This is a genomic window from Bacillus salacetis (genome assembly GCF_003581585.1).
Classification (GTDB): domain Bacteria; phylum Bacillota; class Bacilli; order Bacillales; family Bacillaceae_B; genus Rossellomorea; species Rossellomorea salacetis.
Map to the genome: position 1 here is coordinate 16,650 of NZ_QXIR01000035.1, position 25,196 is coordinate 41,845.

The 25,196-nt window shown below is 46.1% G+C and carries 24 protein-coding genes; 19 read left to right on the forward strand and 5 right to left on the reverse strand.

All coding sequences use genetic code 11. The features are described 5' to 3' along the window. The first annotated feature begins 186 nt into the window (after positions 1–186). The 5 genes from D3H55_RS19555 (at position 187) to D3H55_RS19575 (ending at position 6,916) form a co-directional block, all read left to right on the forward strand. Complete coding sequence (locus D3H55_RS19555) at positions 187–1,236, forward strand: acyl-CoA dehydrogenase family protein (protein WP_119548988.1); 1,050 nt, start codon at positions 187–189, stop codon at positions 1,234–1,236. Positions 1,237–1,411: 175 nt separating this feature from the next. After that, a complete protein-coding gene (gene licT, locus D3H55_RS19560; protein WP_119548989.1) occupies positions 1,412–2,239 on the forward strand; it encodes a BglG family transcription antiterminator LicT in 828 nt (275 codons plus the stop codon). A gap of 142 nt (positions 2,240–2,381) precedes the next feature. Continuing rightward, a complete protein-coding gene (locus tag D3H55_RS19565) occupies positions 2,382–4,256 on the forward strand; it encodes a beta-glucoside-specific PTS transporter subunit IIABC (RefSeq protein WP_119548990.1) in 1,875 nt (624 codons plus the stop codon). Between the two features lie 71 nt (positions 4,257–4,327). Further along, the gene (locus D3H55_RS19570; protein WP_119548991.1) at positions 4,328–5,755 is read left to right on the forward strand and encodes a glycoside hydrolase family 1 protein; all 1,428 of its coding nucleotides are present in this window, start codon (positions 4,328–4,330) and stop codon (positions 5,753–5,755) included. 156 nt (positions 5,756–5,911) lie between these two features. After that, positions 5,912–6,916, forward strand: coding sequence for a helix-turn-helix domain-containing protein (locus D3H55_RS19575; RefSeq protein WP_168413179.1), 1,005 nt, complete (start codon positions 5,912–5,914; stop codon positions 6,914–6,916). Between the two features lie 217 nt (positions 6,917–7,133). On the opposite strand, the gene D3H55_RS19580 is transcribed toward D3H55_RS19575, so the two are convergent. From D3H55_RS19580 to D3H55_RS19590, 3 genes are all read right to left on the reverse strand, one after another. Beyond that, positions 7,134–7,451: a hypothetical protein gene (locus tag D3H55_RS19580; protein WP_119548993.1), complete on the reverse strand. Its 318-nt coding sequence runs from the start codon at positions 7,449–7,451 to the stop codon at positions 7,134–7,136. 149 nt (positions 7,452–7,600) lie between these two features. After that, complete coding sequence (locus tag D3H55_RS19585) at positions 7,601–8,845, reverse strand: DUF418 domain-containing protein (protein ID WP_119548994.1); 1,245 nt, start codon at positions 8,843–8,845, stop codon at positions 7,601–7,603. A gap of 221 nt (positions 8,846–9,066) precedes the next feature. Continuing rightward, a complete protein-coding gene (locus D3H55_RS19590) occupies positions 9,067–9,492 on the reverse strand; it encodes an organic hydroperoxide resistance protein (protein ID WP_119548995.1) in 426 nt (141 codons plus the stop codon). A gap of 333 nt (positions 9,493–9,825) precedes the next feature. Here D3H55_RS19590 and sstT point away from each other — a divergent pair, with 333 nt between their 5' ends. From sstT to D3H55_RS19660, 13 genes are all read left to right on the forward strand, one after another. Continuing rightward, positions 9,826–11,067, forward strand: coding sequence for a serine/threonine transporter SstT (gene sstT / locus D3H55_RS19595; RefSeq protein ID WP_119548996.1), 1,242 nt, complete (start codon positions 9,826–9,828; stop codon positions 11,065–11,067). 239 nt (positions 11,068–11,306) lie between these two features. After that, positions 11,307–11,723, forward strand: coding sequence for a DUF6220 domain-containing protein (locus D3H55_RS19600; RefSeq protein ID WP_119548997.1), 417 nt, complete (start codon positions 11,307–11,309; stop codon positions 11,721–11,723). Further along, the gene (locus D3H55_RS19605) at positions 11,720–11,923 is read left to right on the forward strand and encodes a DUF5957 family protein (protein WP_119548998.1); all 204 of its coding nucleotides are present in this window, start codon (positions 11,720–11,722) and stop codon (positions 11,921–11,923) included. Before D3H55_RS19600 ends, D3H55_RS19605 begins: the two co-directional genes overlap by 4 nt. Then, on the forward strand, positions 11,924–12,988 hold the full coding sequence (locus D3H55_RS19610; RefSeq protein ID WP_119548999.1) for an ABC transporter permease: 1,065 nt from the start codon (positions 11,924–11,926) through the stop codon (positions 12,986–12,988). Continuing rightward, a complete protein-coding gene (locus D3H55_RS19615) occupies positions 12,988–13,662 on the forward strand; it encodes an ABC transporter ATP-binding protein (RefSeq protein WP_119549000.1) in 675 nt (224 codons plus the stop codon). Before D3H55_RS19610 ends, D3H55_RS19615 begins: the two co-directional genes overlap by 1 nt. A gap of 193 nt (positions 13,663–13,855) precedes the next feature. Further along, on the forward strand, positions 13,856–14,938 hold the full coding sequence (locus D3H55_RS19625; RefSeq protein ID WP_119549002.1) for a sensor histidine kinase: 1,083 nt from the start codon (positions 13,856–13,858) through the stop codon (positions 14,936–14,938). Beyond that, complete coding sequence (locus D3H55_RS19630) at positions 14,939–15,625, forward strand: response regulator transcription factor (protein ID WP_119549003.1); 687 nt, start codon at positions 14,939–14,941, stop codon at positions 15,623–15,625. It begins immediately after the preceding gene. A 222-nt stretch (positions 15,626–15,847) separates the two neighbouring features. Then, the gene (locus D3H55_RS19635; RefSeq protein ID WP_205685512.1) at positions 15,848–17,218 is read left to right on the forward strand and encodes a sigma-54 interaction domain-containing protein; all 1,371 of its coding nucleotides are present in this window, start codon (positions 15,848–15,850) and stop codon (positions 17,216–17,218) included. Between the two features lie 91 nt (positions 17,219–17,309). Continuing rightward, positions 17,310–18,707, forward strand: a complete 1,398-nt coding sequence (locus tag D3H55_RS19640) for a YjiH family protein (RefSeq protein ID WP_119549004.1) — start codon at positions 17,310–17,312, stop codon at positions 18,705–18,707. Between the two features lie 11 nt (positions 18,708–18,718). Further along, positions 18,719–20,044 (forward strand): aspartate aminotransferase family protein, encoded by a 1,326-nt coding sequence (locus D3H55_RS19645; RefSeq protein WP_276310256.1) that lies wholly within the window; start codon positions 18,719–18,721, stop codon positions 20,042–20,044. Positions 20,045–20,297: 253 nt separating this feature from the next. Then, complete coding sequence (locus tag D3H55_RS19650; protein WP_119549005.1) at positions 20,298–21,125, forward strand: SPL family radical SAM protein; 828 nt, start codon at positions 20,298–20,300, stop codon at positions 21,123–21,125. Between the two features lie 20 nt (positions 21,126–21,145). After that, the gene (locus D3H55_RS19655) at positions 21,146–22,030 is read left to right on the forward strand and encodes a 50S ribosomal protein L11 methyltransferase (RefSeq protein ID WP_119549006.1); all 885 of its coding nucleotides are present in this window, start codon (positions 21,146–21,148) and stop codon (positions 22,028–22,030) included. An 890-nt stretch (positions 22,031–22,920) separates the two neighbouring features. Beyond that, positions 22,921–23,688: an alpha/beta hydrolase gene (locus tag D3H55_RS19660; RefSeq protein ID WP_119549007.1), complete on the forward strand. Its 768-nt coding sequence runs from the start codon at positions 22,921–22,923 to the stop codon at positions 23,686–23,688. Between the two features lie 38 nt (positions 23,689–23,726). Here the strand turns inward: D3H55_RS19660 and D3H55_RS19665 are convergent, their stop codons facing one another. Beyond that, a complete protein-coding gene (locus D3H55_RS19665) occupies positions 23,727–24,395 on the reverse strand; it encodes an HAD family hydrolase (protein ID WP_119549008.1) in 669 nt (222 codons plus the stop codon). Between the two features lie 53 nt (positions 24,396–24,448). Here D3H55_RS19665 and D3H55_RS24525 point away from each other — a divergent pair, with 53 nt between their 5' ends. Continuing rightward, positions 24,449–24,592 (forward strand): hypothetical protein, encoded by a 144-nt coding sequence (locus D3H55_RS24525; RefSeq protein WP_168413180.1) that lies wholly within the window; start codon positions 24,449–24,451, stop codon positions 24,590–24,592. Positions 24,593–24,654: 62 nt separating this feature from the next. On the opposite strand, the gene D3H55_RS19670 is transcribed toward D3H55_RS24525, so the two are convergent. Continuing rightward, positions 24,655–25,131 carry a C1q-like domain-containing protein gene (locus D3H55_RS19670; protein ID WP_119549009.1) on the reverse strand — a complete coding sequence of 159 codons (477 nt, stop codon included), beginning with the start codon at positions 25,129–25,131 and terminating at the stop codon, positions 24,655–24,657. Positions 25,132–25,196 lie beyond the last annotated feature (65 nt).

The following is a 25,196-nucleotide window of genomic DNA, read 5'->3' on the forward strand; positions in this document are numbered from 1 at the left end:
TAATATCCTGGTAAATCCCCGTAAAAACCCTGGTGAACAGGAAAGAAAAGAGCTGCTCGTTCTTTTCGAGAGTAAAACCTTTGAATACAGGGGGAAAATCCGGCACCCGGGATTTTTCCGAAAGCAACAATATATGCAAAAACAGCCTATTAAAAAGCTAAGCGAAGAAAGCCGGAGGTGATATCAATGAAAGAATTCACAGATCAAGAGGTGAATGAAATCCGTTCTTGCGAAATGCAGATGGATTCGAATGGAGATTTTCCTGGCGAGCTGCTTCACATCATTTATGAAAAACAGTTGTTCAAGTTGTTTGTGCCGGAAAATCTAGGCGGGAGGATGGTCTCCCTTCCCGAGAGTGTCCGGATTTTCGAAGAAGCCTCAGCTATAAACGGAAGCTTTGGGTGGCTTGTCACGATCGGATCCGGCGGTGGATTTTTTGCCGGGAATATGAAGGAAGAAGTTGTGGCTGATGTCTTCCAAGAACGGGAGGCAGTGATTGCCGGTAGCGGTGCTCCGACTGGAACTGCCGAAAAATGCGAAGGCGGGTACCGTGTCACCGGAGAGTGGAAATATTGTTCAGGTGCTGAGTTTGCAACCACTTTTACGGCAAGTGCCCTGATTTCAGGAGCGGGTGAGGAGCCTGAGATGAGAGCTTTTGCTTTTACACCGGAACAGGCAGAAGTGATTGAGGATTGGAACGCTTTCGGCTTAAAAGCTACCGGAAGCCATACGTTTCGGGTGAAGGATGTTTTCGTACCCGTAGAGCGGACATTTTCAGTGTTTGAATCCAATGGGCTTTTAGAGGCACCTGTTTTCACTTATCCATTCGAACCTTTCGCACAGGCTTCGTTTACGGCTGTTGTCCTTGGGCTGGGACGCCGTTTGATGGAAGAAGCCCGGTATTATGATGGCCTGCTTAATCCAGATTCTCCTAAAAAGTCAGTGCTGGCAGGCGTGCTGGAGGAACAGGAAGCCAGGATGGAAGAGCTGAGCAGTACTTTCTATAGCACAATTGAAGGAAATTGGGATCTTCATTTAAGGGGAGAGTCGGCTGATGACCAGTACAATGAAGTTGGTACAGTGTGTGCCCGGACAGCGCAGGGAGTCCGGGAAGCGGCTTTTTCCCTGTATCCTTACCTTGGGATGTATGCCTCAGATCAGGACACCCCATTTAACAGGGTGTGGCGGGATTTGCTGACGGCTTCGCAGCATGCGTTGATTTCGCCTTATAGATGAGGGAGAAAGTACCTCTGTCCAAATTCCTGAAAAAATAGTTGCATAGAGAATGAGTATATTGTAATATAATGAGTAAGCGCATACAGAACGGATTGTTACTGTTGAATCAGGCAAAACCGAGTCCCTTTATACAGGGGAAGGTTTTGCCTTTTTTGTTAATCAGGAGGTGGACGAAGTGAAGATTAATAAAATACTGAACAACAATGTGATTGTCTCCTTGAAGGATAAGCAGGAAGTCATCGTTATGGGGCGGGGAATCGCTTTTAATAAACGGGTTGGAGAAGACATTGATGAAGAAAAGGCAGAAAAAATCTTCACTTTGGAAGACCAGGACATTACAAAGAAGTTCAAGACCCTGATTGCGGATATTCCGATGGAGTATATGGAGTTGTCGGAGGAAATCATTCATTATGCGAAGCAAAAGCTTGGAAAGAAGCTGAATGACAGTATCTACATTTCATTGACGGATCACATCCATTTCGCGATTGAGCGTTTCCATAATAATCTCCCAATCAAGAATGGACTGCTTTGGGAAACGAAGAACCTCTATAAAGAGGAGTTTGAAATCGGTCTTGAAGCCTTGGACAAAATATGTGATCGTTTCGGGGTTCTTTTACCGGAAGATGAGGCGGGGTTCATCGCGCTGCATCTGGTGAATGCCCAGCTGAATGAGGATATGACGAACACGGTCGACATGACTAAGGTGATTCAGGATATCTTGACCATAGTAAAGTACAGCTTCAAGATCGAATTTGATGAAAGTGCCTTGAACTATCACCGCTTCATTACGCATCTGAAGTTCTTTGCCCACCGGTTGGTCAAAGGCGAGCACTATAAGGATGGAAAAGATGATCTTTTGAACGTCATCATCAATAAGTATCCAGAAGCCTATCAGTGTTCTTTGAAGATCAAAAAGTTCGTTGAAAAGCAATACCGATATGAATTGACAGAAGAAGAGATCCTCTATCTGACAATTCATATTGAAAGGGTAGTCAAAAAGTAAATAACGATTCCACATTAGGATTGTTACTCTGTGAGGCAAAACCTAAATTACGGGAATGACAGGTATTCTATGTCCGGTCATCACGTAGTTTAGGTTTTTTTCTTTATCAAAATCGAGTTGAAATTATTGGGGGTGCATGGTGATGAGCCATAAGGAGTTAGGTATAAAGATTTTAGAGCTTGTAGGCGGAGAGGATAATGTTCAAAGTGTTATCCATTGTATGACAAGGCTGCGATTCAACCTTCGTGATAATAAAAAGGTGAAAAGAAGCGAATTGGAAAACTTGGACGGCGTGATGGGGACGAACATAAGCGGTTCGCAATTCCAGATTATCATCGGGAATGATGTGCCGAAGGTTTATAAAGAAATCATTCATAATAGTAAATTAAGTGAAGATAGCAACGGTGAGAAAACAGGAAGCAAAAATGTGATCAGTGCCATCTTTGACGTTATTTCCGGAGTGTTCACTCCGATTCTTCCAGCTATTGCCGGTGCCGGTATGATCAAAGGGATACTGGCCATTTTATCAACTTTCGGATGGCTGGATGCAGCTTCACAGACATATATCATTTTAAATGCGATTGGTGACGGTGCGTTTTATTTCCTTCCGATCCTTTTAGCTGTCAGTGCAGCACGTAAGTTTGGGAGCAACCCTTACATTGCAGCAACGATAGCCGCGGCTATCCTGCATCCGACACTGACAGAATTATTTAATGCAGGTGAGCCGGTCAGTTTCATTGGGCTGCCAGTTATAGCGGCAGTATATTCTTCAACCGTTATTCCGATCATCCTGGCTATTTGGATTGCATCCTATGTTGAAACGTTCGTTGATAAATTCACACATAGTTCTTTGAAACTGATTGTTGTTCCAACATTGACTATTTTGTTTGTCGTCCCTGTCACATTAATGACAGTTGGTCCGCTTGGGGTTATTTTAGGTGACTATCTATCCAGCGGTCTAGGTTTCTTATTCGAAGATTATGGTTTTATAGCAATGGTCCTGCTGGCGGGTACCTTCTCGCTGATCATCATGACAGGTATGCATTATGCTTTAGTGCCAATCATGATCAACAATCTTACAGTCAAAGGCATTGATTACTTAATGCCGGCAATGTTCCTGGCGAATATGGGGCAAGCGGGGGCTGCATTTGCCGTATTCCTGAAGTCCCGAAATAAAAAGTTCAAATCCCTTTCATTGACTGTTTCCATAACAGCATTAATGGGGATCACAGAGCCCGCTATGTACGGGGTGAATGTCCGGCTTAAGAAACCATTTGTTGGAGCCTTATTAGGGGCTGCTGTCGGAGGCTTATATTATGCCATCACAGGAGTGGCTGCTTATATCTTGGGTGGAAGTGCAGGTCTGCCGGGTGTTACCTCATTTATCGGACCGACGTTTGTTCACGCATTAATCGGCCTTGCCGTTGCATTCATTGCAGCCACGATCATTTCATATTTATTGGGATTTGAAGATGTCCCTAGCGAGAATCAAGACGAAACAACACCTGAAGAGACTGTGGAAAAAACGGTGGCTGCCACGATAACAGACACTCAATTAGACACGGATTGCGTTTTAGTAAGCCCATTGAAAGGAGAAGTTGTAGAGCTTTCTGAAGTAAGCGACCCAACTTTCTCTTCCGAAGTGATGGGGGAAGGGATTGCGGTTAGGCCTGTGGATGGAAAGGTTGTGTCACCTGTAAATGGTGTAGTAACGACGCTTTTCAGAACCAAGCACGCAATTGGCATCACATCTGAGGAAGGCGCAGAAATCTTGATTCATGTAGGAATTGATACTGTGCAGCTTGATGGTAAATACTTCGAGGCTTTGATTGAGCAAGGTGACCGTGTGACGGCTGGTCAGCCGTTATTGGAAGTAGATCTTGAAGGCATCAAGAAAGAAGGCTTTGATACAGTCACACCTGTCATCATCACTAACACGACATCTTTCTCGAAGGTCAACCAAACGGATAAAACATCCGTTTCACACGGTGATGTTCTACTGAAGCTTGAAGCTTAAGGTTTGTTAAACGGAGTGTGATTCCTGAAGAAGCAATCACACTCCTCACTAAAATACAGGAGGTAATTATAATGAAATTTCCAGAAAACTTTTTATGGGGCGGCGCTACAGCAGCGAATCAGTTAGAAGGCGGATATCATGAAGGCGGGAAAGGGCCGAACCTGGCAGATGTTTTACCAGGCGGAAAAGTCCGTATGAAGCTTTTGTCCCAGTCAGGGTTTGACTATGAAATGGATACAGAAAAATACACGTATCCTAATCATGAAGCGATAGATTTTTACCACCGTTATAAAGAAGATATTGCCCTGTTTGCAGAAATGGGCTTCAAGGTATTCCGTATGAGTATTGCATGGAGCCGTATTTTCCCTAAGGGTGACGAGCTTGAACCAAACGAAGAAGGACTGGCTTTCTATGACCGGGTGTTCGATGAACTCCATAAACATGGAATCGAACCATTGGTGACCATCGCTCACTATGAAACTCCGTTACATTTGATCAAAGAATATGGCGGCTGGAAGAATCGTAAATTAGTAGAATTCTTCGAGCGCTATGTGACTGTCCTTTTCAACCGATACAAAGACAAAGTGAAATACTGGCTGACATTCAATGAAATCAATGGTGCCACTCACTTCCCGTTATTTGGCCTCGGCTTCTCAGCTACTAGTGATGAAACCCGTCTGCAGGAAAGCTTCCAAGGACTTCACCATCAATTTGTGGCGAGTGCCATTGCAGTGAAACTTGGACACCAGATCATCCCTGGATCCCAGATCGGCAATATGCTGATCTACGCACCAACGTATTCCTATGATTCAAACCCGGAAAACGTTATGCATGCATTAGAAGATGGAAGAATCTTTAACTTCTTTTGTGGTGACGTTCAGGTTCGCGGAGAATATCCGACATTCATTAATCGTTATTTCAAAGAAAACGATATCCAGATTGAAATGGAAGAAGGCGACTTGGACACAATCAAAGAAGGAACAGTCGACTTCATTTCATTCAGCTACTACATGTCCAGAACGGAGAAAAAGGAAAAGACTCCAGAAGAAGTCGGTGAAGGGAACCTTATCGGGGGAGTGAAAAATCCATTTTTGAAAGCGAGTGACTGGGGCTGGGAAATCGACCCGACCGGCCTTCGTATAGCTTTGAATGAGCTGTATGACCGTTACCAAAAACCGCTGATGGTTGTTGAAAATGGTCTTGGTGCTTACGATAAAGTCGAGGAAGACGGCACCATCAATGATGACTACCGTATCGACTATCTCCGTGATCATATTAAAGCAATGGGTGAAGCGGTTGAAGATGGTGTTGATCTCATCGGTTATACATCTTGGGGCTGCATCGACTTGGTCAGTGCATCTTCAGGAGAATACTCCAAACGCTATGGTTTCATCTATGTCGATAAGCATGATGATGGCAGCGGTACGTTGGAGAGAAGCAGGAAGAAATCTTTCTTCTGGTATAAGGATGTTATATCCAGTAATGGGGAGAAGCTGTAATTTTTTTGGGTGGAGGGTGTTCCTTCCATCTTTTTTGGTTTTCAATAGCAGCTTGAGTCGTATTTTACCAGAACTCAAGCATCACTTGATAGGAAAATCAGTCCCAGGCACCTACACTTGATTTATATTTGGAAAGAGGTGATTGGTTTGTTTGATATGAAGAAAGTTGGGAAGGTAATTGCGGGGTTAAGGAAGAAAAAGAAGATTACCCAGATGGCGCTTGCGGATCAAATGGGAGTCAGTTTTCAGGCGGTGAGTAATTGGGAGCGGGGAGAAACGATGCCGGATATCTCCAAGCTGCCTGACCTTGCCAGGATATTAAATGTGAGCATTGATGAGATTTTATCTAATGAAACAGGGACACAGCTGGTTAAAAACCTGGTGGAAGATGAAGAAAAAATGTCGTTCACATCTGTGGATAAAGATGAACTTTTACAAGCTGCTCCGATCATTACCCAGGATCAAGCCGATATGGTGTACCGGAATATGGATGGAGAACTGTCTTCGAAAGAGCTTACATTGATTATCCCATATATAGGGCAAGAGCTGATTGACCGTTTGGCAGAGAAGGAGTTTGATAAGTCCGGTTTGAAAGGACTGGCGGCTATTGCGCCTTATATTGGCCAGGAGAAAATCGATTCGCTGGCAGAACTGGAAGCGGGAAGGAATACGTTTTCAGCTCTGGCTGTCATTGCTCCTTTCATCAGTCAGGGGGTCATCGATAAATGTGCTGAGCGGGAATTTGACTCTAACGGGTTAAAAGGGTTAGCTGCATTGGCCCCGTTTATCAGCCAGGAAATTGTGGATGGATGCGCGAGGAAGGAATTTGAGCAATCTGGTGGAGAAGGTTTGTCTCCATTAGTTCCCTTCATCACCCAAGAGGTTATCGAGGAGATTGCGGTTGAGGAATTTGAAGGGAAAGGATTGGGGGCTTTGGCAGCCATGTCCCATTCGATAAGCGGGGAAATACTGTCTGATTGTGCGCGGAAAAGCTATGAAGAAAAGGGAATCCAATCACTTTTACCAGTGGCCCCTTTCATTGATGAAACGCTTTTGAATGAACTGGCTGTGGATGCTTTAAATAAGAAGGGTTTCACTGAGGTCAGCCCTGTCATGCCGTTTCTTGATTCGAAACTGCTTCAGGGGTCTTTAGGTAAATGATAAAGTCTATTGGAGCTTTCTCTTTTTAATGAGGAAGCTTCTTTTTTAGGTTCTTTTCGGAAATTTGATAGCTATTTTATATGAATCTGAAAAGCCCTGTTGAGGAAGAAAGAATTGTTCACAATGTCCAGGGAGAAAACGGCTGGCAGCAAGGGGATGGGGATTTTTTAATGAAAATCAGTCTATTGTTGAGAGGTTTTAGGAGAGGAGCATCCCCCTAAAACCTATGGATATTCGTAATCTGCGTGATCGGCACACCGGCCATTGGAAGCAGCTGCTGCAGCTCGTCCCCTATGACACTGATGTAATCGGCGCCTTCACGGAATCCGTACCGTTCCTTAATATTGATATCGAAGTTGCATTTGACCTGCAGGGCAATATCTCCTTCCCGGTCGAACGGTGGAGAGACGGTTTGGACGTCGAAACGATTGCCGTTTTTGCTGAAGGCATTGATGGTTTTGATCGCTTTGGGTTTATAGTTTTTGACGGCTTTTGGGGTATACGAAAAGGTCACCCAGCCGGTTGCGTTGATCATAGTAAGAACACCTCGGATTTTAGTGAAAGGTATTCTAGAAGTATAGCAGAAGAGAGGAAATGTGAATAGGGAGGGGAATGGTTGGATCCTTTAACGCATTAACGCAGCCGGGGACTGTCCCCGGCTGCGTTAATGCGTTAAAGCGTTTCTTATAGTATTCCTCTGTTATCTGCAGGTTCCGGTGATGGTTCTCTCTTTTTTATGGATTGGAACTTGCCATAGGTGAAGGATCTCCATAGCCATTCGAACGGACCGAACTGGAATTTTTTCAGCCAGAAATAGCTGAACAGGATCTGGGCGGCAAAGATGGCCAGTGCCAGTAGTGTACCTGCCCAGAGACTTACTTGTTCGTATAGGCCGAATCCGACGAAGATGGCAACGCAGATGATGGTCTGCGATAGGTAGTTGGTCAGCGCCATTTGCCCGGCGAAGCCCAGCGGCCGCAAACGCTTTTGCCACTGATTTTTTTTCAAGAGCAGGGTCAAACCCGAGATATAGAAGAAGCAAAGAGACACACCGCTGAGACTGGTAAAAAGCTGTACGTATGTTGAATTTTTGATTCCGGCACCCAGGATTTCCAGTTTATATAGGGCGAGCAGTGTGACAAGCGGAATGCTGATCAACAGGGTGATGTTCCTGATTTTGCGGATGAGCCCCAGGTGCGGGGTATCGGGCTTGAAAATTCCAGCTTTTCCTGCCGCAAGTCCGAAAAGGAACATGGCCAGTACGGGAATCATAGCCGGAATGGCGTTCAGAATGAGCGGAACTACCTCTGCATCAAGGCGGTAGGATATCAATTCACCGTAACTTGCCGTTGTGTAGGCATCGACATAGCCGCCGATCAGGTCATTGTACATGGAAACGTTCATTCCTTGCAATTCTTCAAGCAGGCCGCTTGGCAGCAGCAGTGACAGGGCGAATAGGACATTGATGGCAAACAGCAGGCTGAATGCCCAGATGATCATCGTCTTGATTTTTCTTTTATAGAAAGCTAACAGTAATAATCCGGTGAGGGCATAGGTGTGGAGGATGTCTCCGAACCAAAGCAGGATGATATGGGCGGCGCCGAACAGGAACAGGCCGAGGATCCTCCTTAGGTATAAGCTTTTTACTTTCAATCCTTTCTGCTCTGCGCGGCTCATGAATATATAGAATCCGAGCCCGAACAGGAAAGAGAAAATTGTGAAGAACTTCATATCGATGAACAGCGCGAAAAACAGGTCAATCCAATAGTCGGCTCCGGACCTCTCAACCTCGATTCCGTAATAGGAGGTTAAAAACTCCGCAGAATGAAATGCCGGCATGTTGACAAGGAATATGCCGAACAGTGCAAACCCCCGGATGATATCGATTGTCACGATACGATCCTTCCCTAAAACAGGTAATGAATTCATAGCTTCTCTCCTTTTCAAGTATGTACATTATCATTATATATGATAGGAGTTGGAAATAATGTAAATATTTTGGTGGAAGGTGCTTTAACGCATTAACGCGTCCGGGGACAGTCCCCGGACGCGTTAATGCGTTAAAGGATTTAGAGAGTTAATCAAACGTTTGATTAATAAGGAAAACGCCCACGGTTGAGGCTTTTGCTCAACTGTGGGCGTTTGTATGGTTACTCTACGACTTCCAATTCTACTTCGATATTTCCACGTGTTGCTTTGGAGTATGGGCAGAAGTCGTGGGCTTTGTGGACAAGGTCCTCAAGTGTGCCGCGCTCGACGCCTGTTCCTTTTACCTGCAGCTTAACCGCTAGCTTAAACCCTTGGTCTTCTTCATCTTTCAGGAGACTCACATTGGCTGTCACCTCGGAATCGAAGTTCACTTTTGCTTTTTTGGCGATCAATTGAAGAGCACCATCGAAACACGCGGCATATCCGGCAGCGAATAGCTGTTCAGGATTGGTTGCCTCAGGAAGCTCTTTTTTTCTTGGCGTTCCAGGCATCGCTAATTGAAGGTTGATGTTTCCTTCAGAGGATTCCACGCGTCCTTCACGGCCGCCTACTGCTGAAACGGATGTAGTGAATACTTTCTCTGACATATAAACATTCTCCTTTATAAGTGGTTTTTTGATGTTGTGACTTTAGTGCATTAACGCAGCGGGGGACTGTCCCCACTTGCGTTAGTGTGGTAAAGGTTCTCTTGGTTAGTTTAGACTCCTTTGGGAACTTTAAACCTTTTTGAGCATATTGGGGAGTCAGTTTGATAGTTATCAGTGAGTTCCGACTATTTTTTTCTGAGGGAAATCCATTGAAATATATCTGAGAGGTTATATAATTGTTTTTACTAGAAATACAATTGTGCGTGTGAAAAGGAATATCTGTGTGTAAAGAAAAAACAAATCTATTTTTTTAAATTGAAGGAGGGCTGTGAAATGAGTAGTATTCTGAAAATGTGGGGGAAGTTAAGCCTTGTGAAGCAGATTGTCATAGGCTTGATTGTTGGTATCCTCCTTGCTGTGACGATACCTGAGGCGGCAGAGCCGCTCTCGATTCTTGGTACGTTGTTTGTAGGTGCGTTGAAAGCCATCGCTCCTGTGCTGGTCCTTTTTTTAGTAATGTCAGCCATTGTTCAGCATAAAAGAGGCAGTCAGACGAATATGAAATCTATCATTCTTTTATACTTGCTGGGGACTTTCCTGGCAGGGGTGACAGCTGTCTTTGTCAGCTTCATTTTTCCTGTGAGTTTGACGCTGACTGAAGGGGCGGAAGACATGACGGCTCCAGGCGGTGTCGCCGAGGTCCTGGAATCGCTGCTGTTGAATATTGTTGATAATCCTTTTAATGCTGTGGCCGATGCAAACTATATCGGGATTCTGGCGTGGGCAGTCCTTCTTGGCCTGGTGTTGAAAAATGCAGCGGATTCCACTAAGGGAGTTATTGCTGACTTCTCAGAGGCGGTTTCCAAAATTGTGGATTGGATCATTAGGTTTGCTCCGCTGGGAATCATGGGACTGGTCATCGAGTCGGTTACTTCGACAGGGATCGAAGGGCTGTTAAGCTATGGAAAGCTGCTTGCTGTCTTGATCGGCTGCATGGTGCTGGTTGCCTTGGTGGTCAATCCGGTGATTGTGTTCTTGCTTATGAGAAAAAATCCATATCCGCTTGTGTTTAAATGTTTGAAGGAAAGCGGGATCACAGCCTTTTTCACACGGAGTTCAGCGGCCAATATCCCGGTCAACATGAGGGTATGTGAGGATTTGGGATTGAATAAGGACAGTTATTCCGTATCGATTCCTTTGGGGGCGACCATCAATATGACGGGTGCTGCTGTCACAATTACTGTGCTGACGCTTGCCGCTGTAAATACACTTGGTATCGCTGTAGATATTCCCACGGCAATCATCCTCAGTGTGGTGGCAGCCCTTTCTGCTTGCGGTGCTTCAGGGGTCGCGGGCGGTTCGTTGTTATTGATCCCGCTGGCGTGCAGCTTATTCGGGATACCAGGTGATGTGGCCATGCAGGTAGTCGGCGTGGGCTTTATCATCGGCGTACTTCAGGATTCTTTTGAAACAGCGCTCAATTCATCAACGGATGTGCTGTTCACTGCTGCCGGTGAATTCAGGGAGTGGAAGAAGGAAGGAAAAGCGATCAAGATTAATAATGAAGTAGCATAAAATCAGAAATACGAAATGAGAAGAAAGAAATGAGGATTGAGGGACAACGGCAGCCGCCGTTGTCTCTTTTTTGTGTAGCAGGAGCGAATGCTTTAGCACATTAACGCAAGTGGGGACTGTCCCCACTTGCGTTAATGCGCTAAAGCGTGGATTTAAGATTTATTTAAGAATTTCATAATAGTTCGTTTAGAAGTCCTTTGTAAGATGGCTTTAGAGTTTGAAACAAAGGAGGAAGCAAGGTGAAAGATAATAGATTGAGGTTTCGTGCTGGCAGGGGTGTTTTTCTTGGTTCATCGATATTGTTTGCTGCTTGTGTGCTGGCGCAGGTTTTTATTGCCGGGGCGGCGACTTTTGTAAATCCGGTGAATTGGGCGAAGCATACGCAGTTTGTGCACTATTTCGGGTTTTCCCTGCCGCTGTTGATGTTGTTATCAGCCTTTATCGGGAGGCTGCCAAGGAAAATCCTGATGCAGGTACTCATATTAATGGTGTTCATTTTCCTGATGTATTTTACAGCAAATATCACCAGGACACTGCCGTGGGCAGGTGCTATGCATCCGGTTTTCGCAATGGTGATACTGGGCCAGTCGGTCTGGCTTGTCACGCAGTCATGGAATTTAGGATTCAAAATGAAAAGAGGGGAGAAATCAAAATGAGATTATTTTTATCTATTCTTGTCGGTCTGTTTGGAGGGTTTGTCCTTGGAATTGCGTTATCCAGCGTGATTGGTATCATCAGTATGACGGTCTTTGGAGAACCGTTTGGCATTAAGTATCTGTCCTACTTTATGGCAGGAATCTGTGCCGTTGCGGTGCCGATTATGGATCAAAAGAGCATGGATAGAGGGGTGAAGTAAATGTTTTTAGCATTCAAGGAATTGGGACAATCGAAATTAAGATATACATTGATCAGTTTGATCATGATTGCGGTTTTATTTTTGGTGTTTTTTATAAGCGGCCTGGCGAATGGGCTTGGATTCGGGGATAGTGCAGCTGTAAGGAACCTTGCGGCAGATCATGTGGTCTTGAATGAAGAAGCAGAAGGGGCAATCATTGGTTCAAATCTGAGTGAAGATCAGTTTGACGAAATCGAGGCAAAATTGGACCGCGATTTTTCGCCGTTATCTGTTACGATGATGACGAGTTTTTCTAGCAATGAAGAAGAAGTGGATGTAACCTACTTTTCGGTTGATACTGAAAGTTATCCAGACATCGAAATAGCAGAAGGAAAAAACATCAACGAGTTAACTGGAAATGAAGTGATCATCGATGAAAGCATCAAGAATGATGGCTTTAGCTTGAAGGATACTGTCACGGATAAAAACACCGGGAAGGAATTGATCATTGCCGGTTTTTCCAAAGATCAGCTGTATTCCAATATCCCGGTTGCCTATGCCAGTCTGGAAGCGGGGCTGTCTATGAATCCAAATCAGGGAACGAGCTATAATGCCGTCCTGTATTCAGGGGAGAAAGTGGATGTTGATGGATTCGAAACCCTGACAATCGGTGAAGCGGTGAAGAGCATCCCAGGTTACACAGAAACCCAGGGATCACTGAAGATGATCGTGGTGTTCCTGTTCATCATCTCCGCATTCGTTTCGACTGTTTTCTTCTATGTGATCACGATTCATAAATTGAACCAGCTTGGCGTTTTGAAAGCTATCGGAGCGACAACAGGCTATATTGCCAGAAGTATCATGATCCAGGTTGGCCTCTTGACTATGATTGGACTTGTTTTCAGCGGTTCGCTCGTTTACGGAATGACACGGTTAATCCCGGAAGACATGCCGTTTCGGCTGACGCCGGAATTGATGCTTGGTACTGCCGGTTTGTTTTTGGCATTGAATTTACTAGGCGCACTCCTTTCTGTTTACCAGGTTGCCAAAACGGATGCGCTTGAAGCGATTGGGAGGGCTGAATGATGACTGACGCGATTTTAAAAATGGAAAATATCACGAAGTCTTTCGGAGATGGCGATACCACTGTGCAGGTGCTGAAGGATATTTCATTTAGTGTGAAAAGAGGGGAATTCGTAGCAGTCGTCGGTCCGTCGGGTTCAGGGAAGAGCACTTTGTTATCGATTATTGGTGCGCTGCTGACACCGAGTACAGGGAAGGTTACAATTGATGAAGAAATGATCTCGGAATATAAGTCTTCAAGGCTGACCTCAGTACGTCTTGAAAAAATTGGCTTTATCTTTCAATCAGCCAACCTGATTCCTTATCTGTCCGTGAGGGACCAGCTGCTCCTTGTGGGTGATATTGCAGGAGGGGGCAGGAATAAGAAGAGTGCGGTGGAAATGCTGGAACAACTGGGGCTCGGCAGCCGTTTGAAGAATTACCCGAAAGAGCTGTCCGGCGGTGAAAAGCAGAGGGTGGCCATCGCAAGGGCCTTCATGAATGATCCGGAGCTTATCCTGGCTGACGAACCGACGGCTAGCCTTGATTCCGACAGGGGGAAGCAGGTCGTCGAGATGATTGCCCGCGAGGTGAAGTCCCGGAATAAAGCGGCACTGATGGTTACGCATGATGAACGGGTGCTTCATCTGTGTGACAGGGTATTATATATAGAAGATGGACGAATAATGGAAAGATAGTGTTGCAGGCTGTCAGGAAAACTTGGCAGTCTATACCTTTTTTGAGAAATATTTCTTTTAGCTTTGATGTGATTTTTAAAAATTCTCCAGCAATCCGCTTGGTAAATCCGACTAACAAGATGAAACGCTTGGGACCCGGTTTTTTGGGGTTTTACCTAAAGCAGCAGTTGGAAAAAGAGAGAGGGGTGGAAGGATGTCCATAAAGAAAAAGTTGATTCTATCGAATATCGGAATGATCGTTATCCCGATTGCCTGTTTGCTGATAGTGGAAATCATTGCGGGTTACTTATTGTTCTATGTTTTTGGAGGAGAAGCAGAAGGAGAGAATCTAAAGTTCTTCCTCACTCTCCGATTTGCTGCAATGATCATCATCCTGCTGCTGACCAATGGCCTGCTGACTTACTTTGTTTCTAGAAGCATCCTGGTGCCGATTAAGAATTTGTCAGTGGCTGCCCGGAAAATCAGTGACGGTGATCTAGATTATAGTGTGAGAACGGAGAAGAAGGATGAATTAGGAGACTTATCCAACACTTTTGAAGATATGCGCCTGAAGCTGAAGGAAGCAGGTGCAGTCCAAAAGCAGTACGAACGAAATCGGCAGGAACTGGTGGCGAGTATTTCTCATGATCTGAAAACACCATTGACCTCCATTAAGGGGTATGTGAGCGGGGTACAGGATGGAGTGGCGAATACGCCTGATAAACTTCACCGTTATATGGAAAAGATTAAAAAGAATGCGCATGAGATGGACAGTATGATTGATGAATTGTTCCTGTACTCCAAGCTTGATTTAGAAGAGCTGGAGTTTCGGTTCGAAGAGGTCAATCTGGAAACTTTCTTTGCTGATTATATAGAAGAGCTTTCTTTTCAGCTTGAAAAAGGAAAGGGAAAGGCTGAATTGATTTTGGAAGGTGAAGGATTTTTAGTTGAAGGTGATCGGGAAAAACTTCACAGAGTCGTGATGAATATCACCCAGAACAGTCTGAAATATATGGATAAAACGCTGAAGGAGATCCGCATTACCCTGGTTTCCTCTGAGGATGAGGTGCAGGTGGAGATAAGGGATAATGGGTGCGGAGTTTCAGAGGGTGACCTTTCGCACATTTTTGAACGTTTTTACCGGACAGACGCGTCAAGGAATTCTGCCACGGGCGGGAGCGGGCTTGGCTTATCGATTGCAAAAAAGATCATTGAAGGTCATGGCGGCTGGATTTGGGCAGAAAGTGCTCCAGGGACGGGGACAAGTATTTATTTTGCATTGAAGAAGGTGAAATGATTGCAGAAGATATTGATCATTGAAGATGAAGTGGATATTGCCGAGCTTGAGAGGGACTATCTTGAGGTCAGCGGGTTTGAAAGCGAAATTGCCTTGACGGGTGATGAAGGGATGAGGCTTGCCAGGGAGAAATCGTACGATCTCATCCTGCTGGATTTGATGCTGCCGGGCATGGATGGCTTTCAGCTGTGCCGCGAGCTGAGAGAGTTCCTTGATATCCCGATTTTGATGGTGACTGCGAAGAAGGAAGACATTGATAAAATCAGGGGATTTGACCGCGGTGCCGATGATTATATCGTCAAGCCGTTTAATCCGAATGAACTAGTGGCAAGGGTGAAGGCGCATATGGCGAGATATCAACGGCTGGTCAATCGGGAAGCGGGCAGGAGCGAAATTGTTGTCAACGACCTCCTGATTGATACGGATTCGCGTCGTGTGCTTGTCGAGGAAGAAGAAAAAGTCTTTACAGCTAAGGAGTTTGACCTGCTTGTATTTCTGGCCTCCAATCCGAACCGGGTTTTCAGCAAAGAACACCTCTTTGAACGGATTTGGGGATACGATTCACTTGGGGATATCACAACCGTTACAGTGCATATCCGAAAGATCAGGGAGAAAATAGAAAGAGACCCTTCCAACCCGGAAATGATTGAAACCATTTGGGGAGTCGGGTATCGATTCAAGAAGTAAGAGAAGCGCTTTAACACATTAACGCAAGTGGGGACTGTCCCCACTTGCGTTAATGCGTTAAAGCGTGACTGCATCTTCCGCCTCATGGTGACAGGACCGGGAGGTATGGTAGTATAATGCAAAGAGTATTCAGAATTGAATAATAATATACGGATATATCTTAGGTTCCAGGATTTTTTCAATCATTATTCAAAAATGAATAAAGGGGCTGTGGATTTGATTATGGCAGAGTGGGATGAATATAAGAAGATTTTACATTCGCTGCAGGAAGATATATTAGTAACAAGAGTCGACGGGACCATTGTGAAGGTCAGTGAAGCAACCGGCGCTGTCTATGGTGTGGATGCCGAGGGGTTGATGGGAAGGTCGGTTTATGACCTGGAGAAGGAAGGGCTGTTCACGCCGCTTGCGACTCCTATGGTAGTAGAGAGCCGGGAGAGGGTCACGTTTGTCCAGACTCTTTCGGGCGGAAAGAAGCTGCTGGTGACGGGGCTGCCCGTTTTTGATGAAGAAGGGGTGCTGACCCGGGTGGTCAGTTATTCACATGACGTGACGGAACTGATGGAAATCAAGGCTGGCATGGAAGAGATGACAGCGGAGATTGAAAGGGTGCGGCAGGAGCTCAACCTTTTGAAAAAGCAGAATCAGAGAGAAGAAAAGATGGTGGCCAAGAGCGAGTCGATGCGCAAGGTCCTGGCAGCTGCGAACCAGGTTGCAGGGGTGGATGCGAATGTTCTTCTTCTCGGGGAATCGGGTGTGGGAAAGACAGAACTGGCAAAGATGATCCATGAGAAGAGCGAGCGTGCCGGGGGGCCATTTATAGAGGTGAACTGCGGGGCAATACCGGAGAGTTTGTTCGAAGCAGAGCTGTTCGGCTATGAAGGGGGTTCTTTTACAGGAGCCATCAAAGGCGGGAAGAAGGGATTTGCGGAGCTTGCAAGCGGAGGAACTCTTTTCCTTGATGAAGTCGGGGAGCTTTCCCTGCAGAATCAGGTGAAGGTGCTGAAATTGATCCAGAGTAAATCGTTCTACAGAATCGGGGGGAGGAAGGAAACCACCTCTGATTTCCGTCTGATCAGCGCCACAAACAGGAAGCTGAGCAGGTCGGTTGAGGATAAGCAGTTCAGGAGTGATCTATACTTCCGCCTTAACGTAGTCCCTATCACGATTCCTCCCCTGAGGGAAAGAAGGGATGATATTATTCCTCTGGTCCATCGCTTTCTCGAGCACTTTACCGCCTTCTATAACCGGAAAAGGATCTTCCACAACGAAGTGCTCAACAGGATGCACGAGCTGGAATGGAAGGGGAATGTGCGTGAGCTTCTGAATCTTGTTGAACGGCTGGTCGTCATCTCCCAGAAATCGGTCATCCCTCCTGAAGACCTGCCGGAGCCTTACCGGAAAGAGGAGGGCTCCTATTCAAAAATGAATAATAAATGGGATGAGCCGCTCGCAGTATCACTTGAGAGGGTGGAAAAAGAAAGGCTGATACAAGCGAGGAGAAAATATAAAACAACGACTAAGATGGCGTCTGTCCTGGGAATCAGCCAGCCTAGTGTAGTCAGAAAACTCAAAAAATATCAAATAGATTAATAACTTGGCATGGTTCTTGCGTGTGGATAGGTAAGAGATGAGAAAATCTTTTACCTTTTTATTTTACAAAATAATAGAAGGAGTGAGGAAAATGGTCGTTAAACAAGATGCCGCAATACGTGAAAGGCAATGGCAGGATCAGTCGGAGGCCAGCAGGTCGCTAAGCAATTATCTATGGTTCATCATCCCGTCATTGCTGGGGGTTCTATTGTTTTTGGTCCCGATCAGTTATGGAGGGAAAATCACCATTGGAGTCGGAGTGATGGCGGAGTCTGTACAAGCCTTCCTTGAACCGGTGCTTCCGTGGCTCATGACGGGGATCCTGGTCATTTCCGCAGTGCTCCCGCTGGTGGCAAAGGCTTTTCAGCCAGGCATGATAATGAAGTCTCCTTTTATGAAACAGCTATTCTATGTCAACACTTTTTGGATGATTACCAGAATAGCAGGGGCTGTGTTTGCCCTTATGACAATTTTGGGAATCGGCCCTTCGATTGTGACTTCTGAGGTTACCGGCGGAACCATGCTGTTTTCACTGGTGCCGGTTCTGGCTGCATGGTTTTTATTTGCTGGACTCTTGATGCCGCTTCTGATGGAGTTTGGATTGATGGACTTTATCGGAACAATGCTGAGGAATGTGATGAGGCCGCTTTTCAAACTGCCTGGAAGGTCTTCCGTGGATGCGCTGGCTTCCTGGATGGGAGCAGGCACGGTAGGCGTTCTGATTACAACCAAGCAGTATGAAGAAGGGTATTACACGAAACGTGAAGCGGCAATTATCGCTACGAACTTTTCTATCAATTCGATCGCATTCAGTCTGGTGGTTGTCAGTTTCATCGGGCTTGAAGAGTATTTTGTTCCGTTTTACGCCACGGTCGTCCTTGCCGGTCTGACTGCTGCCTTCATTTGTCCAAGGATTCCGCCTCTATCTAAAAAAGAAGATACATATGACGAAGAGGCGGGGATGAAAATTTCAGAAGAGACCCCCGAAGGAATCTCTAATATGAAGTGGGGATTGGAAAAAGCGTTGGCGAAGTCTTCCGAGGTAAAAGGGGTAAGGAATGTAGCAAAGCAAGGGGTCCATACAGTCCTTGATATCTACTTTGCTTTGATTCCGCTTGTTATGGCGCTTGGGACGCTGGCTTTGATCGTGGCGGAATTCACTCCGTTCTTCGAATACTTATCCATGCCGATCGTTCCTCTCCTGCAATTGATGCAGATTCCTGAAGCAGCACAGGCTGCACCGGCTATGCTGGTAGGATTTGCGGATATGTTTCTGCCTGCGGTGATCGGGGCCGGGATTGAAAGCGAGTTGACCCGCTTTGTCATTGCGGCTGTTTCTCTTACACAGCTGATTTATATGTCTGAAATTGGGATACTTTTAGTGAAATCAAAGATTCCGGTTACGGTTTGGGAGCTTGCTGTCATCTTTCTTCAAAGAACAGTGATCACCCTGCCGATCATCGTTATCATTGCGCATATCATTTTTTAGGAGGAGTAAATGTGACATCTTTTGAGAATTTATATAACCGTATGCCTGAACTTCTGGCTCCAAGTATGGCGAAGGATCATCCGAATCTTCCGGTGGTAAAAGAAGAGGGCTGTTACTATTACGGGGTGAAAGGTGAAAAGTACCTGGATTTCACCTCGGGAATAGCCGTGGCCAATACCGGGCACCGGCATCCAAAGGTTGTCCAAGCGATAAAAGACGGTGTCGATCAGTTGATGCACGGCCCTTCAGGAGTCATCATGTATGATTCGATTCTAAGGCTGGCTGACAAGCTTCAAGGGATCATGCCCGGGGGACTCGACTGCTTCTTCTTTGCTAACAGCGGAACGGAAGCTATAGAGGGCGCGCTTAAGCTTGCGAAGTATGTGACCGAGAGGCCGTATGTCATCTCGTTCACAGGGTGTTTCCACGGCCGGTCATTGGGAGCACTTGGCGTCAGTACTTCCAAAAGCAAATACCGTAAGTTCCTGCAGCCGAATGGCCTGACGTATCAGCTGCCTTATGCAGATATAGAAGGGTGTCCGGATGGGAAGGATCTAGCCGGGCATTGTGCGGAAAAATTGGAAAAGGATGTTGAATCGCTGTTCGACCACCAGGTGAGCCCGGAAGAAGTGGCGTGTATGATTGTCGAACCGGTTCTCGGGGAAGGAGGCTATATCATTCCGCCGAAAGCCTGGCTCCAGAAGGTCAGGGAAATTTGCGACCGCCATGACATCCTGTTGATATTCGATGAAGTGCAAACAGGATTTGGAAGGACAGGTGATTGGTTCGCTGCGCAGACTTTCGGCGTAACCCCGGATATTATGGCGGTTGCCAAGGGGATTGCATCGGGGATGCCCCTCAGCGCCACAGTGGCATCGAAGGAACTGATGAGTAAATGGCCGATGGGGACTCATGGAACGACATTTGGAGGAAACCCGATTTCGTGCTCGGCTGCCCTGGCAACGCTGGATGTCATCAAGGAAGAAAATTTGCTCCAGAACGCGAAGGTCCTGGGAGAGTATGCGATAAAGAGGCTGAAGGAAATCAAAGCAAGGCACAGGGTCATTGGTGATGTGCGCGGTGTCGGCCTGATGATCGGAATCGAAATAATAGATTCCGAAACAGGGGCTGCAGATGGAAAGGGGATGATGAGGGTCCTCGACCTGTCCCTCGAAAAAGGTGTACTGTTCTATCTATGCGGCAAGCACCAGGAAGTAATCCGGATGATCCCGCCTCTGATTGTTACCAAAGAGCAGATCGACGAGGGACTGGCTGTGTTTGAAGAGGCTGTCCGGGATTTTGAAAAGGAACTGGAGAAACGAAAAGAAGCATCTTAATGGTGGTGAGCCTTCCTGCAGTAGGTTTTCATGAAAGTGATTCGCTTGAATGCGCTTTATCAGTGGGTGCTGAAAAAAATATAGAGTGCTGAATAGAAACCGCTTGATGGCTTCATATCAGGCGGTTTCTATTTTGGGCGGAAGTAAATGGGAGTAGGGGCACTTTATCGCATTAACGCATGTGGGGACAGTCCCCACATGCGTTAATGTGGTAAAGTGTTTTATACTATTAAGAGAGAAAGCAGGTGATAAGGTGAAACCGGAACTGAAGGATATTGTATCGAAGACGATTTTGACACCGGGAAAGGGTGCCATCGACAATTTTACCCATTCGCTGAATCCGTATGCGGGCTGCGTGTTCGGCTGCAAGTATTGCTATGTAAGGCAGATGCCGATCTCGCTTTTCCGTGAACAGGAGTGGGGATCATGGGTCGATATCAAAACCAATGCGGCAGAAATTCTGCGCAAAGACCTCATCAAGGCGAAGAAAAAAGGACCGGTGACATTATTCATGTCTTCCTCCACCGATCCTTATCAGCCTATTGAACATGAAACAGGATTAACCCGGAGCCTTCTGGAAGTGATGCTGGAGATCCAGCCGGATTTCATTCATTTGCAGACGAGGTCTCCTTTGGTGAAGAGGGACATCGGCCTTTTTAAACAGTTTAAAGAAAAAATCCGGGTATCCATGACGATCGAAACGGATAAAGAAGAGGTAAGGAAGGCATTTTCCCCCGCTGCCCCGCCGATTCCGGCGAGGATGAAGGCATTAAAGGAAATCACGGAAGCGGGCATCACGACACAGGCGACCATCGCGCCGCTGCTGCCCTGCACAAGGGAGTTTCCGGCCAGGCTGAAAGAGATTGCGAACCGGATCACCATCGATGATTTCTGGATGGGCGATGGAACCGGCGGCAGAAGGACCAGCAAGCTTGGCGTGGAAGAAATCTACAAGCAGCTCGGCCTTGAAAAATGGTACAATCCAACAGCCTACAAGGTTGTCTTGAAAATGCTGAGGGAGGAGCTTGAAGGAAGCGGAATTCCTGTCGGTGTTTCTAAAAATGGATTCAGCCCAAGCTGAGGACAAGGAAGGAATATTCTATGCTGTATGAATTTATGATAAAGATCGACCAGAACCGGGTTAGTGAACTCGTTGAAAAATTGAGCGCCAAGGGGCTGTACAATTTCTACTATGAACAGCCGATCGACGTCATCACTTTTTCAAACGGATATGAATACAAGGAAGCGAAAGAAGAGCTCATTGAGTTTAAGATATATTTTGAAGATGGGGAAATGGCAAGCTTCCCTGAGGATGGACTTGCGGCTATCCACGAGGCTGCTGGCATACCGATGGAGATGATTACCTATTCCCCGGTAAAAGAAAATCTGCCGGAAGCGGTGTTTACAGATATTGCGCTGAATGATGAGTGGGTGATCGGGTATTCCGGAAATATGGAAGCCCATGACGGAAAAAAAGTGTTGAGGTTTGAGCCGCAGGCAGCATTTGGCACTGGACTGCATGAAACGACGCAGGACTGCCTGCGGATCATCCTTAAGCAAGATTTCACAGGTGAGAGGGTGCTTGATCTCGGAACAGGGTCCGGGATCCTGGCGATCGGGACTCTCTTGAAGGGAGCCTCCCGCGTAACGGCGGTCGATTTCGAGCCGGTGGCGAGAGAAGTCCTATACAACGCGGGATTGAATGGTGTTGAAGAAAAAGTGGAAGTGCTGCAGCAGGACTTGATTGATGGAGATGCCCGGATTCAAGGAGAATATGACTGGATTTTCATTAATATAGGTGGAGATGAAGCCCGGCAGATTCTCGAAAGACACGAGCTTTTGAACAAAAGCAGCCGATTCTTAGTGTCCGGGCTCGTTGAATGGCACACAGCTGGAGTAGAAAAAGCATTCGAGCAGGCTGGATTTGAAAAAGTGAACACCCTTCAGTCTAACGAATGGGTGACGATGGCATATAGGAAAAAATGAAGTGACGAAGGATATCAGGGGATGCTGTATTGGAGTTTCCGCGTTAATTTGAAAAAGCGGGTAATGGACGCATGTTCAAAGAAGTGCCGAAGCCGCGGTCTGGGTATTAATGGTCCGTTGAGATGGGCATTTCGTGAGGATGTTGGGCTGAAAAACAGTTAAATGGGCCGTTGAGATTTTCGTTTCGTGAGGATGTTGGGCTGAAAAGCGGTTAAATGGTCCGTTGAGTTGGGCATTTCGTGAGGATGTTGGGCTGAAAAGCGGTTAAATGGGCCGTTGAGATTGCCGTTTCGTGAGGATGTTGGGCCAAAAAGCAGTTAAATGGGCCGTTGAGATTTTCATTTCGTGAGGATGTTGGGCTGAAAAGCGGTTAAATGGGCCGTTGAGATTTTCGTTTCGTGAGGATGTTGGGCTGAAAAGCGGTTAAATGGGCCGTTGAGATTTTCATTTCGTGAGGATGTTGGGCTGAAAAGCGGTTAAATGGGCCGTTGAGATTTTCGTTTCGTGAGGATGATGGACCAAAAAGCAGTTAAATGGGCCGTTGAGCTTGACTTTCAGGAAGTTATTGGGTCGAATAGCAGTTTAATAAGCCGTTAAGAAACAAGATTCGTAAAGACAGTCCCCTGGAAAGAAGTTCACCACCGCCGAAGCCAGTTGAAACATACAAAATTTCATGCAGCACTGTCCGAATATAAGGTACCCTACATACATCAACACGTTAAAGCGCTGAGAGGGACAGTCCCTTTTAGTACTTTACCGCATTAACGCAGCCGGGGACTGTCCCTCACTGCGTTAATGCGGTAAAGTTTGACTGATCCACCTTTCTGGTAAAAAGTGAAAAGGTAATTGCTTTCGTGAAGATATTTATAGAAAAGGAGGAGCATAAGCCAATGTATGAACATTTTACTGTTGCCATGACGCCCTTGAACAGGGAGAGGATGATCCGTGTCTACCTTCCAAATGGTTATGAAGAGAATGGAGACAAGCATTATCCTGTTTTGTATATGCATGATGGCCAGAATCTGTATCGTGATGAAGATGCAGGCTATGGGATGGCTTGGAGAATAGGAGATTACTTGGACGGCAGTGAACTGGAGATGATTGTGGTCGGGGTCGACTGCAATGAAGGATTGAAGCGGCTTGATGAGTATGGCCCGTGGGAGAGCTCCAAGATGCCTGAGGTCTTTGATGCCAGCCGGAGCACTATCGGAGGAGAAGGGAAGGAATACATAGAGTATATGGTCCATGAACTGAAGCCCCTGATTGATGAGAAGTACAGGACCATTCCAGAAGAAACGAGCATGGCGGGAAGCTCGATGGGCGGCTTGATCTCCACTTATGCTGCCTGCAAATATCCTCATATCTTTAAAAGGATTGCTTCTCTGTCCACCGCTTATTGGTTTAATCAAGAAGAGATTGAAGACCTGATCCGAAAAAGTGATTTGTCTGCGATTGAGCGTTTCTATCTGGATGTCGGAACAGCGGAAGTAACGGAAACGATCGATGGAGAGACATACGAGCGGACGAGTGAGCGGGTCTACGAGATTTTAAAAGATAAGGTCCGGAATGTCCGTTTTGAAATCATTGAAGGCGGTGTCCATAATGAGATTGCCTGGAGAGAAAGAATGCCGCAGGTGTTGAAGTTTTTATTTGAATGAGCAAAAGGGACGGGCCTGGCAGCCTGTCCCTCTAAATGTTATGCAAAAATCGACCAGCTGTTCTTCTCTGCAACTTTCACCATTTCCTGCTTTGGATTGACCAGGATAGGATGGGTCACATATTGAAGCAATGGGATGTCGGCTTCGCTATCCGCATATGCCCAAATTTCCTTTGCCTGTTCGTCTGTCAAATGTTCCTGCTGCCCCATCCATTTCTGCAGGATTTTCACTTTGGCATCGCCGTTGATGATTTCCCCGATTTCCCCTGTGCAATGGCCTTTCTGATCAAATAGTAGATCTGTGCTGAGTACATGCACGTCCAGTGCAAGGTCATTGATAAAAGCCTTCAAAAATGGCTGGAGTGCACCGGACAATACGACGACCGTATCTCCGTTATTTTGGTGTTCCTGAATTTTGAGAACCAGGTCACGATGTACTTCGGCTTTTCCAAATTCAACAAGCTCCTGGAAGAAGAGGTCTAATTCTTCAGAGGTTTTTCCTCGGAACGTCTTCGCAAACGCCTTGAAAAATTCATGCTTGAATTTCGTTTTCCCTTTGAGTGCGCCGGCAGCTGAAGCTTTTCCCAAACCTGCAGCCACTGTGGCCCATTGCTTCGCAGTGAAGCGCCTTTGCCCCATTTGGAACATCGCTTTAAAGGAGTTTCCCTGATAGAGAGTCCCATCAAAATCTACCGTGACAATTGCCAAAACAGAACACCTCGCTTTTTTAGTAAGTATAGGACAGTTGGGATGAATTGTAAATGAACAGGAAGGATCAAATGGATGAGGGCAGGTTATGTATTCTGCAGAAAATCAGGTTCATATCTTCTAAGCTAGTATTTTATCATCAAGGGACTGTCCCATTAAACGAGCTGCTGCAGGAAAGTGAAAAAGAACCCATGTAAGGTGCTCATGGATTCTTTATCTTAAGGGTACTACAGGAAATGAGAGAGGTTTTGGAAAAGTATTACATATCAGCTAGCTTGGCGGCTGCAAACGAAGTAGTATTGCTGCCTGCCTCATTAGCAACTATAGTGCCTGGAACACTGCTTTCCATTAAGATCTCCACTTCGTCCCCGGCTTCAAGCTGCAGGATGGCAGATACCTGGACCACGTTCTCGATCTCTACATCCGTTCCCCAAAAATCATTATCAGCAGCCTCATAAGGGTTGCCGTTCACGCGGATTTCCACCCTCGCCCGGTAGTTCTCCTCAAAGCTGTCTGGAGCAAACGAAATGGTCCCTTGAATCAGGTAGACACCATCTCTCCTTGGAGTGAAAATGGATTGTCTGCGCTGATATTCACGTCCTAAATCAAACTCTTCCCTTTGGAAAAATACTTTAGTCTCCTCAGCAGCTTCCACTTCCTGATCCCTTAAAGAAACAGCACGGAATGCAGATGGCCTCCTTAGCAAATCCGAAATAAAACTTTCATGAATTGTCATCAAATCACCTTTCTTTCAGAAATATTGGAAGACTAGCAGAACCACTACAAAAGTATGCTGCCAGT